Origin of the sequence: Saccharothrix sp. HUAS TT1 (assembly GCF_040744945.1) — a bacterium.
In the GTDB taxonomy this organism is placed as follows: domain Bacteria; phylum Actinomycetota; class Actinomycetes; order Mycobacteriales; family Pseudonocardiaceae; genus Actinosynnema.
On sequence record NZ_CP160453.1, the window covers coordinates 5,294,679 to 5,309,380 of the forward strand.

A 14,702-nucleotide genomic window follows, 5' to 3' on the forward strand; every position below is an offset into this window, starting at 1 on the left:
CGCTCTTACTCTGTCGCAGGGCTCGGCGGGCGACTGGCGCAACGGTTCCGGCAAGGGCGTCGAACGCCGGTTCGTGGCGTTGTGCGCACAGCTCACCCATCAGGGGTAGCACGTCCGGCAGGCCCGGTCGGGACCCGACATCGTCGCGCACCCGATCACGACACAGGGTCGGGTCGGTCCTGTCGAACCGAAGCGGACGAGCGGTCGGCACCGGCTGCGGCCGTGAACGCACCCTCGACAGCCGGGCTGACCCGACCGGCTTTCGCGCGGAGGACGAAGGCCGGTCGGGTCGTCGGATTGGGCGACGTGTCGGCGATCAGGTCAGGATCAGCGACAGGCCGTAGGCGGACAGGATCGGGTTGACCTCCTGGTAGTACGTGGTTCCACCGGTCGAGCAGTTGCCCGAGCCGCCCGAGGTCACGCCTTGGGCCTGGTTCGAGCTGAGCCACGAGCCGCCGGAGTCGCCGGGCTGGGCGCAGACGTTCGTGCGGGTCAGGTTGTAGACGACGCCCTGGGGGTAGTTCACGGTCTGGTTACGGGCCTGGATGTAGTTGCACCACATACCGGTGGTCGAGCCCGAACGGCACACGCCGGAGCCCACCGGGACCTGCGCGGAACCGCGCACGTAGTACCAATAGCCGTCGTAGCCCTCCATGTAGCCCCACAGGTTCACGCCCCCGACGGTCTGCACCCACGCGTAGTCGTAGTAGGGGAACGTGGAGCCGGCGAAGTAGCCGTAGAGCGCGCCGTACTGGTCGGTGGCCTGGGAGCCGGGGGTGCCGCAGTGGCCCGCGGTCACGAATCCGCCGTACACGGCGAAGCCGATGGAGCACCGGCCCGCGTTGTTGATCCAGTACGGCCAGCCGCCGACGACGTCGGCGTAGGGCACGGGGGAGTGGTCCTCCTGCACCACGCGCACGGCGGGGTGCAGGGCCTTGGCCTCGTCGACGAACGCGGTCACGGCGGCGTCGACCTTGTGCCGGTTGACGGTGACGACGACCGTGTTGGTCTGCACGTCGACGTACCAGCCGTTCACCCCGGCGGGCGCGGCCTTGCCGGACCGCCGGTCGAGGGCGGTCTTGGTGGCGTCGAGCTGGGCATAGGTGTGCGCGACGGGCACGACGGTCACGTCGAGACCGGTCTTGTCGGCAGCGGCGTCACCGGCTACCGCGACGGCGAGCTTGCCGGTCGCGGGGTCGAACCAGCTGCCCGCGTAGGCGGCGCCGTAGAGCTTGCGGGCGACGACCTCGGTGCCGCGGGCCCTTTCCTCTTGGGCCAGGCGTGTTCGCACGCCCTCGGCGGTGAGGCCGAAGTCGCGCTGCATCGCCTCGGTCATACCGAGGGAGACGCGCGGTGCGGAGGTGGAGGACGTGGTCGCCACACCGCTGGGTGCGGCGACCGCGGGCAGGGACGGAACGGCGAGACCGATCGCGAGGACGACCGCACCGGCTAATCGGACGATACGCGGAGAAGTCACTTGGGCAACCCTTTCAGGCGAGGGTGCAGGGAGGCGCCGATCGGTCGCCCGAGAGATGCGAGCGGAGCTCGGTAACCGATCGGCAACGCCGTTTATGAACCCGGCGGATCCGGAACGATACTTTTCGGCCCGGCACGCTCATACCGCCGAGTCGGTGGCGTTCGATGATTGTTTCTGCAGGTCAAAGGCAGGTGGAATCATCGGGTGCGCCAAGCGTGTCGCCGAAACAGGGGATGCGGTGTTCCGTAGTGACGCGACTCGACGTGTCGGGCAGCTTCGGGCTGAAGTGCCCCGTCCCCGAGCGGTTGTCGCCGGTCACCACGTCCTGTCTCATCCGGTGATCCGAGCCGTCACGAGGTGTGCTGAACGCATCACGCCGCCTTCACCTGACCCTGACCCGCTTCCCTTCGCGAGGGTGAAGGCGTACCGGATGCCTCGAGAGAAATGCTATTCGAGGTGACCGGGTATATCCGCATTTTTAGGGCCGACAGGCGATGTGGTGCTGGTTTGGGTGGGTGAGCGCTGCGGGGTCCGTGGTGATCGGGTGGTGTGCGCGAGCCAAGCGGGTGCGGCCTCCCGGCCGGCGCTAATGCGCCTTCCCGCGGTGGACGAAGGAACCGGTGTCCCACCTTTCGCACCGAACAAGGGAGTTCATCGGTGGCCACGTCTTCGCCCGGTCGGCACAGGGGCAGAGCCCTGCCGGCGATCGTCGCAGCACTGACGGTCGTACCGCTCGCGCTCGCCGTCACCTCCGCGCAACCGGCCTCTGCGGCACCGGGCGTCCCCCAGGCGCCGGTCGTGGTGTTCGCCGAGGACTTCGAGAACGCCCAAGGCGCCACGCCCGTCCTGCTCACCGACTACACCGGCGCGCCGCCGATCGCCCAGACCTACACCGCCGATCCGGCCTGGCTGACCGCCTGCAACGGGTGGCTGGCCTCGCCGCAGCAGCCGGCCGCGCCGCCGCCCGGCAGCGGGTGCAGCGCGGGCAACTGGCAGTCGGTCCGGACCATGGCCGGGATCCTGGGCCAGTGGTCGGGCGGCGACCCGGCCACCAACCACGCCGTCACCGCCTACACCGCCGGCAACCCCGGGGCGGGCAAGGTGCAGTTGCGCACCGAGCAGCCCATCCCGCTGCCCGAACCCGACCGGTTCCTGACCTTCTCCGTGGACGCGGCCGAGCAGAACTGCTTCGCCAACCACGCGCTGTTCGAGTTCTACCTGCTCGACGGCGCGACCGCGGTGCCCACCTTCACCACCCCGATCGAACCCTGCGCCAACCCCTCCACCGTCATCGGCGGCACCGCCGTGGGCACCTACACCAGCGACCGGCCCGTGCTGTTCGGCGGCTCCTCGGTCGGGGTGCAGCTGCTCAACGCCCAGGGCAGCGGCACCGGCAACGACGCCGCGTTCGACAACGTCCGCGTCCTGGACGTCACCCCGCAGCTGGACGTCGCCTACAGCCCGCCCCCGGTGCAGATGGGGCAGACGGCCACCCTGACCTTCACCGTCACCAACACCAGCGAGCTGGCGGTCAAGGACGGCTGGTCGTTCACCGCGAACCTGCCGACGGGACTGACCGCCACCGCCCAGCCCACCACGGACTGCACCGACGCCACCGCCTCCACCGCCGCCGGCGCGGTCACCGCCACCGGCGCGCTGGCCACCGGCCAGTCCTCGTGCACCGTCTCCGTCACGGTCACCGCCGCCCGCCCCGGCACCTACACCACCTGCGCCACCGACGTGACCGCGCGGGTCGGCCTCAACGCGCCGGGGTGCGCCTCGGTGCGGTTCATCGCGCCGGTGCTGGTGTTCGACGCCCACGCCCACGGTGGCAAGCTGACCGCTCCGCTGGTCGGCGTGGGCCCGCTCGCACCGTCGGACCTCACCTGCACCCCCCAACCGGGCCTCGACCAGGACCAGGCGCTCGGCGCCCCCCTGCCGGGGATCGGCTCGCTGGGCGTCATCGACACCGAGGCCCGCGGCACCGTCGGCGGTGACGGCCAGCGCACCGCCACCGCATGGGCCCGCACCGCGAAGGTCTCCCTGCTGGGTGGCCTCATCACCGCCGACGAGATCCACGCCACGGCCACCGCCGCGGAGGACCTCGACGGCGCGGTCACCACAGCCGGGCAGGTCGAACTGGTCAACCTGCGGATCAACGGCACCCCCGTGGTCGACCCCGCGGTCGACCTGACCATCACCATCCCGCTCGTGGCCACCATTGTGGTCAACGAACGACGGCCCCTGGCGGGTGGCGCGGGCATCGCCGTCAACGCCCTGCACGTCCGCCTGCTCAACGGCGTCGACCTCGTGATCAGCCACGCCCGCGTCACCCTGACCCACCCCGGCGACCCCTGCCCGGTCAGCTGACACCCCCGGGTGGTGCAGGTGCGTCCCTCACCTGCACCACCCCGGCAGTCGGGGAAACACGGTCGGACGGGCACGCCGCAGCCGTGTGCGGGCCTGGGGACTGTGGAACGAGTGGTTTGTCGCTGATTGCGTGATCAACGATCTGAGTTGGGAAGGGCGAGGAATGCTGAGTGTTGCTACTGGTTGAGCAGGATTCGCTTGCTTATCAGGGCGAAGCTTGCCCGTCCGTAGGTCTGCCGCTTGAGCATCTCGATCTTGTTGACGACTCCTTCGGTGGGACCGTTGCTGTGGGGCAGGGTCAGCCCTGCCAGCACCGCCTCGTTGTCCTCGCGCAGACGGTGGACGAAGCGGTGCAGGGCGGGCAGGTCGTCGCCCAGAACCGCGTCGATCCAGGCGTCGAGATCGTGCCCTCGGCGGCGGGTGGGGATCGTGGCGAACTCGCGGACCCGCTGGGCGAGCGTCGTCATCGGCGGACAGCTGGTGATCAGATCCTGGAGATGGCTGCGATCATGCTCGGGCAGGTTCTCCGGTTTGCTCGTCAGCCAGGTGACCCGGCGCCGTGGGGAGGGTGGGACGCGGTCGGGTTCGGCGCGGCCTTGTTTGAGGTAGCGGACCAGGAGGTTGGCGCTGCCGGGGTAGCCCAGGGCGTGGATCTCGGCGAGCAGGTGGGTGACCGGGACGTCGGGCTGTTGTGCCAGGCGGCGGCGTAGGTGGTCGCGGCAGGGGTCGACCATGCTGCGCCGGTAGGGCGGAGGCGCCGCAGCTGCTCGGCGGAGGGGATGCGGGCGTAGCGCTTGACCGTGTTGAGCGATATGCCGAGTCGTCGTGCGCATTCCAGCAGCCCGACTTCCTGGTCGAGCAGGCCGTGGACCGTGGTGTGCCGCTGCAGGGCCCGCTCCCCCTCGGCCTTGGTGCGCCTTGCCGGTCCGACGTACCAGCACGTGCTGTGGGCGGTCACGGTCCTCTCCGCCGCCGCGACCGGGTTGTTCCAGATGTGCCACCGGTCGCCGATCTGGACGGCGTCGGGGGCGCCTTGGCGGACGGCTTCGGCGTAGGTGGCCGAGCCGTCCCCGCAGACCATGGAGACGCCGGGATGCTCGCGCAGCCAGGCGGTCAGGGGCGCGGCCCTGCGGTTGGGCAGCACGTCGACCCGGCGGTGCGTGACCGCGTCGATCAGCACGGTCGCGTAGCGGCGACCACGCCGCAGGGCGAAGTCGTCGACCCCGAGCACTTCACCACCCCGATCGACGGATCGGGCAGGGCGTGTACCAACCGCAGCAGCGTGCCTCGACTGGTGGGCAGTCCGAGACCGGCGGCCAGACGTGCTCCGGTCCGGCCCGCCAACGCCAATCCGATGCGTTCCAACGCGGTGCGCGACAACAAGGTGCGCCGCGTGTACCCGATGGTCAGACCGTCGACCTGTTCAGCGAACGTCCCCACCGAGCAGCCCTGGTCGTCGCAGAAGAACCGGCGCACCCGTAATCGCAGCACCACCGGCCGACCGGCCACGGGCGCGTCGTCCGGCTTCCGGTCGTAGCGGCTGTGCACCCGACCCGACCGCGCACCGCAGGATGGACAAGGCGCGGACTTCACCTTCGTACATGCTCGGACCCGCACGCCCGAGGAGCTCCTCTCGACCCGCTCCACCTTCACACCGGCGAGGTGCGGCAGCAGAACGTCCAACCAGTCATGATCACACCCCGGCCATGATCACAGACTCGCCTGAGCTGCCATTGGACACCTAAACTCGTTGATCACGCAATCAGCGACAGAGCCGGCTCGTTCGACAGACCCCTTCGCCGAACGCTGCACACGCGACTGGGCACACACCGACTGCTTCGACGGCGACCACCGCAGTGGGGCCACGGCCCGGTCTGGACTCGGGTCAAGGTCCGCTATGGACCAACGACGCCCATAAATCCGGACGGGCGGGTTGCTCGTCGCGCAACTCCCTCACGACCGCGTTGAGGACGTACGCGGCCCTGCCCGCATCCGGGCTATCCGGCAGGCCCAGGTAGAACCGCTTGGCGGCGACCGCCGCGAAGGAGTCTCCCAGCGGCCACAAACCGGCGATCACGTGCTTGAACCCCGCCAGGTGGAACGCCGAGGAGAGGTGGATCGACTCGTCGGGCAGTTGCGGCCCGCTGTACGCGGTCGAGCAGGCCGACAGGTACGCCAGTTCCGCCGACTCCATCCGCAGGCGGCTGATGCGGGCGGCGGTGAGAGGGCGGTCGTGCAGGGCCAAGGCGCTGCGCGACGGGCTCCGCGCGTCCTGCACGGCATGGCAGGCGAAGTGGCACCAGGTGCTCCGCCCCAGGTGGGTCAGCACCGCTTCGGTGGTGGCGCGGTTGTCATCCAGCAGCGGCAGGTCCGGCCGGGCGGTGTGCAGGGCTTCGGACTCGGCGGTCGTTCCCGGCAGGTCCCCGAGCCCAGGGGTGTGCTCCAGCGCGACGACCAGTTGCCGCCGCTCTCCCGCGGTTGGACGGTTGCGGGCGTGGGCGAGTGCGCGCAGCGTCGGCACGTAGGAGGAGACGCAGTGGTCCAGCGCGCCCGGTCGGCCCGGGTGTCCGGCGGCGTGCAGGGGGAGGGAGCCGATGAGCCCCATCGGCAGCCACCAGAGCCTGGTCGGTCGATCCGGGTCCCGGCCGGGCACGGCGTTCAGCACCGGGGACACGACACCGTCCCACAGCCAGGCCAGGGTCTCGGTGAACACCTGCTGCCGGACCCGGATGGTATGCAGGGTCGGGCGACCGTGCACGACCTCCCGGAACTGCGCCGCGCGGTCGGCCGTCTCCCGCAGCCCCGGCAGTTCCACGACGACCGGCGGACCTGCGGGGTCACGATGACGGCGTCTCCGCGACGCCGGTCCGCGTTCACCAGCACGGCGACACCTCCCGCCACGGCCATGCGCAGGTCCTCGTACGCCGGGGGCAGCAGGAACCGGTGCAGGCCGGGTAGGGCGCGGATCTGCTCCAACAGGTGGTCGTATTCCCGCCACAGCCGCCGTCGAGGGTGATCGGCGCCCGACTCGCCGTCGTCTCCGGCCGCCGGTTCGAGCAGGACGCGCACCTGCTCGAACCGGTCCGCCAGCGCTGCGTCCACCGCGCGCAAGTCGGTGAGGTCGGAGCGGGAGTCGAGTTCGGCCGCCAGCATGACGCCCCGGCCCAACTCCGCCAGTTCCACCGCGCCGACTGCGTCGTCCACGGCCAGGTGCGACGCCACCGCCCCACCGACCAGGTCCAGCCCTTGGCCCAACAGGTATTCGCGGTCACTCCGGTCCGCCCTGGGCGCGGCCACGACCGGCAGCAGTGACACGGCCTCGTCCCACGACCCCACCGCCGTGCGCCAATCCTCCGCCAGCGCAGCCAGAGTGCCGACCGCCCGACCTGCGGCGACGCGGTTGACCGGGGACGCGGTGCGCGCGGTCGCCAGTGCGGAGGCGAGCCGTCGCACCCGGCCGGCATGTTCCGCGATCGCGTCGCCGTACCGCGCGGTATAGGCCCCGCACAGCGTCATGACCGTCATGGGCAGGCTGGTGTGACCGTCCGGGGTCGCCGCTATGGCCCGCTCGCCGAGTTCGACGGCCTTGCGCGCGTCTTCCTCGTCGTGGTTCGCCGTGTACCTGGTGATGTGCAAGCTGGCCAGGTTGGCGAGATCGAGTGCCCGTCGCGGGTGGTTCTCGGGCATCACCGACACGTTGATCTCGTCGGTGATGATGGCCTTGTCGAGATCGGTGGGATCGGCGGCATGCCGGTAGCGCGCTCGGTAGGCCGCGGCGAGGGCGGAGAGGGCGTGGGGCAATTTGATCGGGTCGTCGGCGACCGCGCCGGCCGCCTGCTCTCCGGCCTCCACCGCCCGGTCGGCGTCGGCCGGGTCTCGGGTCCGTTCGAAGCGCCTGCGGCGGGCGACCGCCAGGTTCGACAGGTACATCGGGTAGGCCAGGTCGGTGCCCGGCCCGCACGCGGCGGCCCGTTCACCGAGTTCGATCGCCCGGTCCAGGGCCGCGGCGTCGCCGTGTGCCTGGAACCTCGCCAGGTGGGCCCCGGCGGTGTTCGCCAGCGTTCCGACGAGGTCGTCGTCCCCGTCCGGGGTCGCCCGGACCGCCTGCTCACCCATTTCGACCGCGGTCTCCAGGTCGTCGGGGTCACCGGTGCCCCGGTGGCGTTCCAGGTGGGAGAGCGACAGGTTGGACAGGCGGACCGCGTATTCGGCGTGGCCCGGTACCGCCGCGGCGACCGCCTGGGCGCCCATTTCGACCGCGAGGTCGGCGTGGTGCGTTTCCTCGGTGCGGATGAACGCCCGGCGGTGCAGTTCGCCCAGGATGTTGAGTCGCCTGCCCAGCATCGGATCGCCCGGGGCTGTCATGCGCACGCTCTGCTCGGCCGTCTCCAACGCGCGTCGGAGGTCGTCGACCGCGTGCGTCATCTCGTAGCGGTGGTGGTACAGGCGTCGCATCTTGGACAGGAACATCGGGTAGTCTTGGTCGTCGGTCCGGGTGCGGGCCAGGACGATATCGCTGATCGTGATGGCGTGCCGCAGGTCTGTGGCGTCTCCGCGTCGCAAGAACCGCGTCTCGTACGCTTCGCTGAGGGTCGACCGGCCGATCGGGAGGAGCGGGTGTTCCTCGGGCAGGTGGACGAGGGCCGCGGTCATCAACGCGATGCCGACGTCGAGCACCACTGGGTCGATCTCCCCGGGATCCGCGCCCAGGAACTCCGCCGCCGTCATGAACTGCGCCTCGACGCGGCGCGACGGGCCGACGAGCGGCCGTAGAGGTGGTGGGACGTGGTCGTCGACCGCGATCGCGTAAGGGCGGAACAACGCGATCGACGCGGCGAGTTCTCGGTGGATCGCGCTGTCGGGCACGGAGGCGACACCGGCCTGGCGCCGTGCGCCCAGGGTTTGCAGGCGAGCGAGGTGGAACGCGCCGACGACGAGGTGCGCGGTGAACAGTCGGTCGGACTCCGCTGCCGTCGGGTGGTACCGGTCGGTGGGCTCGGCCGCGTGCAGCAGTGCCTGCGCGTCGGTCGACGCGGCTTCGGAGAGGAGGTCCGGCTGATGGCGATCGTCCTCGCTCAGCTCACGCACGCGCATGAGAAGGCGGTCGAACCCCATCCCGGGCCGGTCCGACGCACGTGTCACGACGTGCCGCCGTCCGGTACGAGCAGGTAGGCCGCCGCCTGGAAGTTCTTCACCACGACGTCGACCCGTCGGAAGTCGATCTCGGAAAACTCTTCGAAGCGGCTGATCAGCATGTGGTGCACGGTGTCGGACACGAGTACCGCGACCGGCACGTCCGGGTGCCGGCGCACGACCTCGCGGAGCGGGTCGCTGTCGACCAGCCGGCAGAAGTTCACGATCGCGTCGGCGGTGAACCCGAGTGGGCCCAGGCCGACGGTGCCGACGTCCATCGCCAAGCGCAGCCTGATCGGGTCCTCGTGCGCCGCGTTGTCCGCCGCCAGCCGCCGCGGCAGAGCCGTCAGGAGCGTGTCGAGCGCCTTCGGCAGGTCGGTGTCCGGTTCGAAGAAGGCGACCACGCCGTCCCCGGTGCCCTGGAAGTAGTCGCCGTTCAGGACGATGCCCGCGTCCTTCAGCACGCCGTCCACGACCTCACGAAGGCGCTCTTGGACCCGTTCGCGTTGGCGGATGGTCCGTTTGCCGTAGCCGACCACGTCGAGGGTGAAACCCAACCGCACGTTGATGGCCGCGGTGCGCACCGGTTCGACGTGGGGGAGGCGGATGGTGAACCCGTCGGCACGACCGCGGGGGTGCAGGCCCCAGGAGTCGGCGGGGCGCAGCGCGTAGTCCGCGACCGCCTCGCCGACCAGTTCCCGGCACCCTTGCGGTGTCACGACCGTCAGCCAGCCCACGTCCGAACCCGACCGGACCCCTTCGGTGCGCCGCCAGCGGACGCCCGGGCCGCCGACCTCCACGCACTCCAGCACCGGCGTGGTCGGAGGCACGGGCACTTGGTCGTGGAGCACTCGGCCTGACAGGTCGGATTCGTAGCGGATGAAGTCGAGGTCGTGCGTGACCGCATAGCGGGTGTGGGGCACTTCCGCAGTCACCGACCTCGGGAGCACGTCGAAGACCAGCACGCCGGGCGTGGTGAAGCGCAACCCGACCTCGGCCCACGTCGGCGGGGGCGCCTCCGGGTCGAGCAGGGTCGCGTAGTTCACCTTGACCAGGTAGGCGTCGTGCCCTGCCTGCGCGGCGGCCAACGGGTCGACGCGCATCCCGTGAAAGGTGACGCCGCCCAGACGGATGTCGGTGCTGTGGAACGACCTCAGCTCCTCGGCGAGCATGAGGTCGACGTGCGCGAGGGTCTGCACAGGCGCTCCAGGTGGTCAGTTGCCGACGTGGATGGACGCCGCCCACGTCATCGGGGCGGTGAGGTGCTCCGCGCGCACCAGGCGCACCGCGTGGTGCAGGGCGAGCGCGGTGTCCGGCAGGTGAGGGGCGATGCTCCCGCCGCGGGTCAGGAACCCGTGGACGGCCGCGCCGATCCGCGCGGCCGTCGAGTTGACCGGGGTGAGCGTGCCGATCACGTTGGCGCAGCCCGCCAGGTGGAACGCCGCCGTGATGTGCACCGCCTCGTCGGCCAGCCGGACCGCCGTCAGGGAGGTGTGGCACGCCGACAGCAGCGCCAGGCCCGTGCCGCCCAGGTCGAGGCGGGAGAGCAGCTCGACGGTCAACGCGGCGTCGGCGTGGTCGTGCAGCAGCAACCGCCCGGCACCCGGGTCGACCGGGTCGCCGACGGCGTGGCACGCGAAGTGCACGACCGAGCAGCGCGGCAGGGCGTCGAGCACCGCATCCCGGGTCGCCTCGGCCGAGACGAGCGTCCGGGCGCCGGGCAGCAGCGCGACGACCTCGTCCAGTTCGGCGACGGCGGAGGGCAGCGGGGGCGCGCCGGGCGTGTCCGGCATCGCCACGACGAGCGCGGGGCCGTTGGCGCCGGTCGCGCGGCGGCGACTGTGCGCAAGGCCGCGGATCGAGAACGTGTAGGACGACACCACCCGGTCCAGCACCGACCGCCCCTTCCCGTCGAGGTGGCGACCTGCCGCGTGCAGTGGCAGGTGGGTCAGCACGCCGACCGGGCACCACCACAGGCGCGGCCACTCGCCTTCCGGTGCGGCGCGCAAGCCGAGCTCGTTCAGGATCGGTTCGGTCACGTTGTCCCACAACCACTCCAGGACCTCGTGCGCGGCCCGGTGCGCGGCGGCGCGCGCGCCGTAGGTGGGCGCCGTGGTCATCTGGGCGACGTCGAACTTCTCCGCCTGCTCCGCGACGAGCCGGTGTGTCACCTCCGGTAGCGGGACGACCCGCACGGGCTGTCCTTTGCGGAGCACCAAGGCATCCGAGCGTGATGCCGTGGCGTAGACGTATACGACCGGCCCATGGTCGGCGTGTTCGGACAGCTCGGAGGCCGACTCGGGCATCAGGAAGCGGTCCAGGCCCGGCCTGCGGCGGATCTCGTCCAAGAGCGCCGACATCCGCTGCCGCAGGGTTTCACGGCGGTGCGGGGGCACGGCGAACGCAGCTTCCCCGGAAACAGGGTGCTCGGCGGCGTCCAGTTCGTCGCGCACGCGGTGGAACTCGCCGTGCAGCACGGGTTCCTGCCGCTCCAGGCGGCGCAGGTCGCCCAAGGTGTCGATCTTCTCCGCGTGCAGCAGCACCCGGGCCTGTTCGAGCAGTTCCACGGCCCGGTCGGGCCGTTCTGCCGTCACAGCCGTCGCGGCGGCGTCCGCGGCGAGCCCGGACGCCTGCCCCAACCCGAACTCCCGATCGGCCTGGAGCAGGCGGCGCGGGGCGAGGGAGGGCAGCACCGCTACCGCTTCCTCGTACGCGGCGACGGCGGCCGCCGGGTCTCCGGCAGCGAGTTCCACCTGTCCCAGCCCTCGTGCGGCTGCGACGCGTTCCGACGCGGTCGCGGCCGTCGACCTCAGCACGTGGGCGAAGGTCGTGCGGGCGTCGTCCAGCGCCCGACGCTCCGACAGGTGCTCGCCCAGGGCCAGCAGCGCGGCGCCGAGGGTGAGCAGCAGGGGCGGTTCCTGCGGCGAGGCCACCGACTCCTCGACCGCGTCCGCGGCGAGCAGGCAATGGGCGATGGCGGCGCGCAGGTCGTTCACGTCGCCGGTGCGCGGATACCTGTTCAGCAAGGCGTAGGCCGTGTTGGCCAGGGCGGACTTCGGGACCTTGCGCCCCGCGACCGCTGCGGTCGCCCGCTTGCCCACCTCGACCGCCTCGTCCACCAGAGCCAGGTCGTCGGTGTGCGCTGCGAGCGCCATCAACGGAATGATCAACTGCGTCCGGTCGTCCGATCCGGGAGCGGCCAGTGCCTCCCGACCCAGCTCGACTGCGGTGCGCAGCGCCTCCTCGTCACCGTCGCGCTCGAAGCGCAGGACGGTGACGGCCGCGGCGCCCAGCAGGATCGACGCGCGTTGGACGTGCCCGATCGGGACGGCGCCAGCAGCCTGCCGGGCCGCCGCGATCGCTTCGGCCAGGACCGACCGCTCACCGGTGCGTTCGTAGAGTGTCCGCAGCGTGCCGCCCAGTTCGGCCAGGACCAGTGCCCGGTCGGCAACGCCCGCATCCGTTCGCGCCACTGCGGTCGTCGCGGCGGCGGCCGATTCGACCAGCGCGCCGACATCGCCGGTGAGGTTGAACGACCCCCTCAGGACGGCGGCGAGGAGCGCCTCGGCGTGCGCCCGGTCCGGGTCGTCCTCGGAAAGGGAGTCGACCGCGCGCCGCGCCAGGGCGACAGCCTCCTCCAGCGCCTCTCGGTCACCCGCCCGCACCGCCACGGAGCTGCGGCGGAACGCGAGGTTGGCGAGCATGGCCGGTTTGTCGCCGTCATGATCCGGGGTGTTGTCGTAGGCGGTTTGGAACGCCCGGACGGCTTCGGACGCGGCCCTGTCGTCACCGGTCTCCTCGAACAGGTCCCACAGCGCGTTCGCCAGGCTCGCCCACGCCACACCGAGATCCGGCCCTGCGGCCACGGCGTCGCGCCCGACCGCGACCGCTTCGTGCAGCGCGTCCACGTCCCCGAACTGCATGTAGAGCGTGCGCAGCGACGCGCACAGGTTCGCCGAACGACCGGCGAGGTTCGGGGTGCCGGGGGGCGACGCGGCCAGGGCGCGGCGGCCCGTGTCGACGGCTTCCCGCAGGGTCGAGTGGTCCGAGGTGGCCTGGAACCACGCTTCCAGCATCGCGGCGAGGTTGGACAGGGCGAGCGGGTCATCCGGCGAGCGTTCGAGCGCACGGCGGGTCGCGGTGACCGCTCCGGCGAGCGCGTCCACGTCATCGGTGCGGCTGTGCAGCATGAACAGGGCCGCGCCCAGGTCGCACAGACGATCGGCTGGTGGGTTCACGATGTCGACCGCACGTCGGAACAGGTCGACTGCCTCGCGCAGTACGGCCAGTTCCCCTGTCCGCTGGTACCGGCGCGCGAGTTCGCGCGCCCTCCGGTGGAGGGCCGCGGAATCGCCGTTCGCCATTATTTGATTCTAACACCATTTCCAATGTAGATTTCAAATGGTGAAGTTCTCCGCATGATTACGGATTTTTCGAGATGAGCTTCCCCCTGATAATCCGAGATGGTTGTTACCTGGATCGGGTCGGTGATGCCGGGATGGCAGTCGGTTCGGCCTGGACTGTGTGCCAGGCGACTTCGTACTCGTCGGGGCTGAGCCAGCCGAGGTCCTTCTGGATGCGTTCTCGGCTTCGTCGCGGGTGCGCCAGGAGCGGCGGTAGACCAGCTCGATCTTGAGCGTGGAGAAGAGATGCGGAGAATGGTGGGGAGTTCGGCCAGGCGGGCGCGGTAGCCGGTGGCGAGGATCTTCCAGTTCTTCAGGTGGGCGATGGCGTGCTCGACTGCCCATCTGATGCGGCTGACGCTGGTGTTCCAGGTCTTGTCGGCGGGTGTGCGGCGTCTGTGGCCTGGGCGTTTGCGGCGGGGTCGGAGGGTGGGGGTGTCCTGGTGGCCCAGGTCGGCGATCACGGTGGTGTCGGTGAGCAGGTCGGCCAGGCCGGTGCGGGTGTAGGCGGTCTTGTCGTGGGCGCGGCCCTCGACCGGCTGGGAGACCGCGAGCAGGGCGCCGTCCAACGCGGCCAGGACCCTGCACCGTCACGCCGGCCCGGAGGTGTTCGCTGTTGTAGTTGGCCCTGCGGTGGTCCGCGTGGTCGCTGGTGGGGATCAGGGCGCCGTCGACCAGCACCACCCGTTCTCGCAACACGTCGGGCAGCGGTGGGGTGTGGGGGGCAGGTGACCTGGCCGATCAGGGGTGCGATGCGGCGGAACACGCGGGAGACGGTGGGCTGGGAGCCGCCGAACCAGTCCGCCGCGACGGTCTGGGCCAGGTTCTGGCGCAACAGCACCAGGGTGAGCAGCACCGACCGGTACAGGCCCAACGCCGGCGGTCGTCCTACCCGCCGACCGGCCGGTCCCAGGACCTGGTGGATCCGGGCGACCAGCTCCTGGATCCGGTCGTGGTCGAGCCCGGTCGTAGACTGGTAGCGCAACAGCCCCGCCTCGTGGTGGATCGTTTCTGTGAGAGGAAACCGACCCTGCCCAGACGGGGCTGTTGCGCTGTCACCCCAAGACCAACCTTCCGAATAACGCTCTAGAACTCGGCTCCGGCGAGCAGGCGGAGGTGTTCGTCGGTTGCCGCGGTGGCGGACAGGCCGGGTTGGGTCAGCGCGGCGTGGCACAGGGCGTGTGCGGTTCCTCGTCCCGACCCGCCGTCCGCGTGGTTGACACCGACACCGACAACCGGCCGGAGGCGAAGCTGATCAAACCGGGCTCACCCGGCTGACCACCCGTGACCGGGCGCGATCCGAAGGGGTTCTACAGTGG

11 protein-coding genes are annotated in these 14,702 nt (G+C 70.9%); 1 reads left to right on the plus strand and 10 read right to left on the minus strand.

Annotated elements, in window-relative coordinates:
* Positions 1 to 316: 316 nt before the first annotated feature.
* The gene (locus AB0F89_RS24055; RefSeq protein ID WP_367127833.1) at positions 317 to 1,477 is read right to left on the minus strand and encodes a S1 family peptidase; all 1,161 of its coding nucleotides are present in this window, start codon (positions 1,475 to 1,477) and stop codon (positions 317 to 319) included.
* 657 nt (positions 1,478 to 2,134) lie between these two features.
* Here AB0F89_RS24055 and AB0F89_RS24060 point away from each other — a divergent pair.
* Positions 2,135 to 3,847 carry a choice-of-anchor P family protein gene (locus tag AB0F89_RS24060; RefSeq protein WP_367127834.1) on the plus strand — a complete coding sequence of 571 codons (1,713 nt, stop codon included), beginning with the start codon at positions 2,135 to 2,137 and terminating at the stop codon, positions 3,845 to 3,847.
* A gap of 176 nt (positions 3,848 to 4,023) precedes the next feature.
* Here AB0F89_RS24060 and AB0F89_RS24065 read toward each other — a convergent pair whose 3' ends face one another.
* The 9 genes from AB0F89_RS24065 to AB0F89_RS24105 form a co-directional block, all read right to left on the minus strand.
* Positions 4,024 to 4,500, minus strand: a complete 477-nt coding sequence (locus AB0F89_RS24065; RefSeq protein ID WP_367138987.1) for a transposase — start codon at positions 4,498 to 4,500, stop codon at positions 4,024 to 4,026.
* Positions 4,386 to 5,078 (minus strand): transposase, encoded by a 693-nt coding sequence (locus AB0F89_RS24070; RefSeq protein ID WP_367127835.1) that lies wholly within the window; start codon positions 5,076 to 5,078, stop codon positions 4,386 to 4,388. The genes AB0F89_RS24065 and AB0F89_RS24070 overlap by 115 nt, the downstream gene beginning before the upstream one ends.
* Positions 5,021 to 5,530, minus strand: a complete 510-nt coding sequence (locus tag AB0F89_RS24075; protein ID WP_367127836.1) for a transposase family protein — start codon at positions 5,528 to 5,530, stop codon at positions 5,021 to 5,023. The genes AB0F89_RS24070 and AB0F89_RS24075 overlap by 58 nt, the downstream gene beginning before the upstream one ends.
* 202 nt (positions 5,531 to 5,732) lie before the next feature.
* Positions 5,733 to 6,560 (minus strand): CHAT domain-containing protein, encoded by an 828-nt coding sequence (locus AB0F89_RS24080; RefSeq protein ID WP_367127838.1) that lies wholly within the window; start codon positions 6,558 to 6,560, stop codon positions 5,733 to 5,735.
* Positions 6,506 to 8,941: a hypothetical protein gene (locus tag AB0F89_RS24085; RefSeq protein ID WP_367127839.1), complete on the minus strand. Its 2,436-nt coding sequence runs from the start codon at positions 8,939 to 8,941 to the stop codon at positions 6,506 to 6,508. Before AB0F89_RS24085 ends, AB0F89_RS24080 begins: the two co-directional genes overlap by 55 nt.
* 44 nt (positions 8,942 to 8,985) lie before the next feature.
* Positions 8,986 to 10,179 carry a hypothetical protein gene (locus AB0F89_RS24090; RefSeq protein ID WP_367127840.1) on the minus strand — a complete coding sequence of 398 codons (1,194 nt, stop codon included), beginning with the start codon at positions 10,177 to 10,179 and terminating at the stop codon, positions 8,986 to 8,988.
* A 15-nt stretch (positions 10,180 to 10,194) separates the two neighbouring features.
* The gene (locus tag AB0F89_RS24095) at positions 10,195 to 13,218 is read right to left on the minus strand and encodes a CHAT domain-containing protein (protein WP_367127841.1); all 3,024 of its coding nucleotides are present in this window, start codon (positions 13,216 to 13,218) and stop codon (positions 10,195 to 10,197) included.
* A gap of 125 nt (positions 13,219 to 13,343) precedes the next feature.
* The gene (locus AB0F89_RS24100) at positions 13,344 to 13,952 is read right to left on the minus strand and encodes a transposase family protein (protein WP_367127843.1); all 609 of its coding nucleotides are present in this window, start codon (positions 13,950 to 13,952) and stop codon (positions 13,344 to 13,346) included.
* Positions 13,844 to 14,557, minus strand: coding sequence for a transposase family protein (locus AB0F89_RS24105; RefSeq protein ID WP_367127844.1), 714 nt, complete (start codon positions 14,555 to 14,557; stop codon positions 13,844 to 13,846). The genes AB0F89_RS24100 and AB0F89_RS24105 overlap by 109 nt, the downstream gene beginning before the upstream one ends.
* Positions 14,558 to 14,702: the final 145 nt, after the last annotated feature.

Excerpts from the sequence above, each read along its gene's own strand:
- AB0F89_RS24085 (WP_367127839.1), bottom strand. The coding sequence starts at position 8,941 with ATGCGCGTGCGTGAGCTGAGCGAGGACGATCGCCATCAGCCGGACCTC.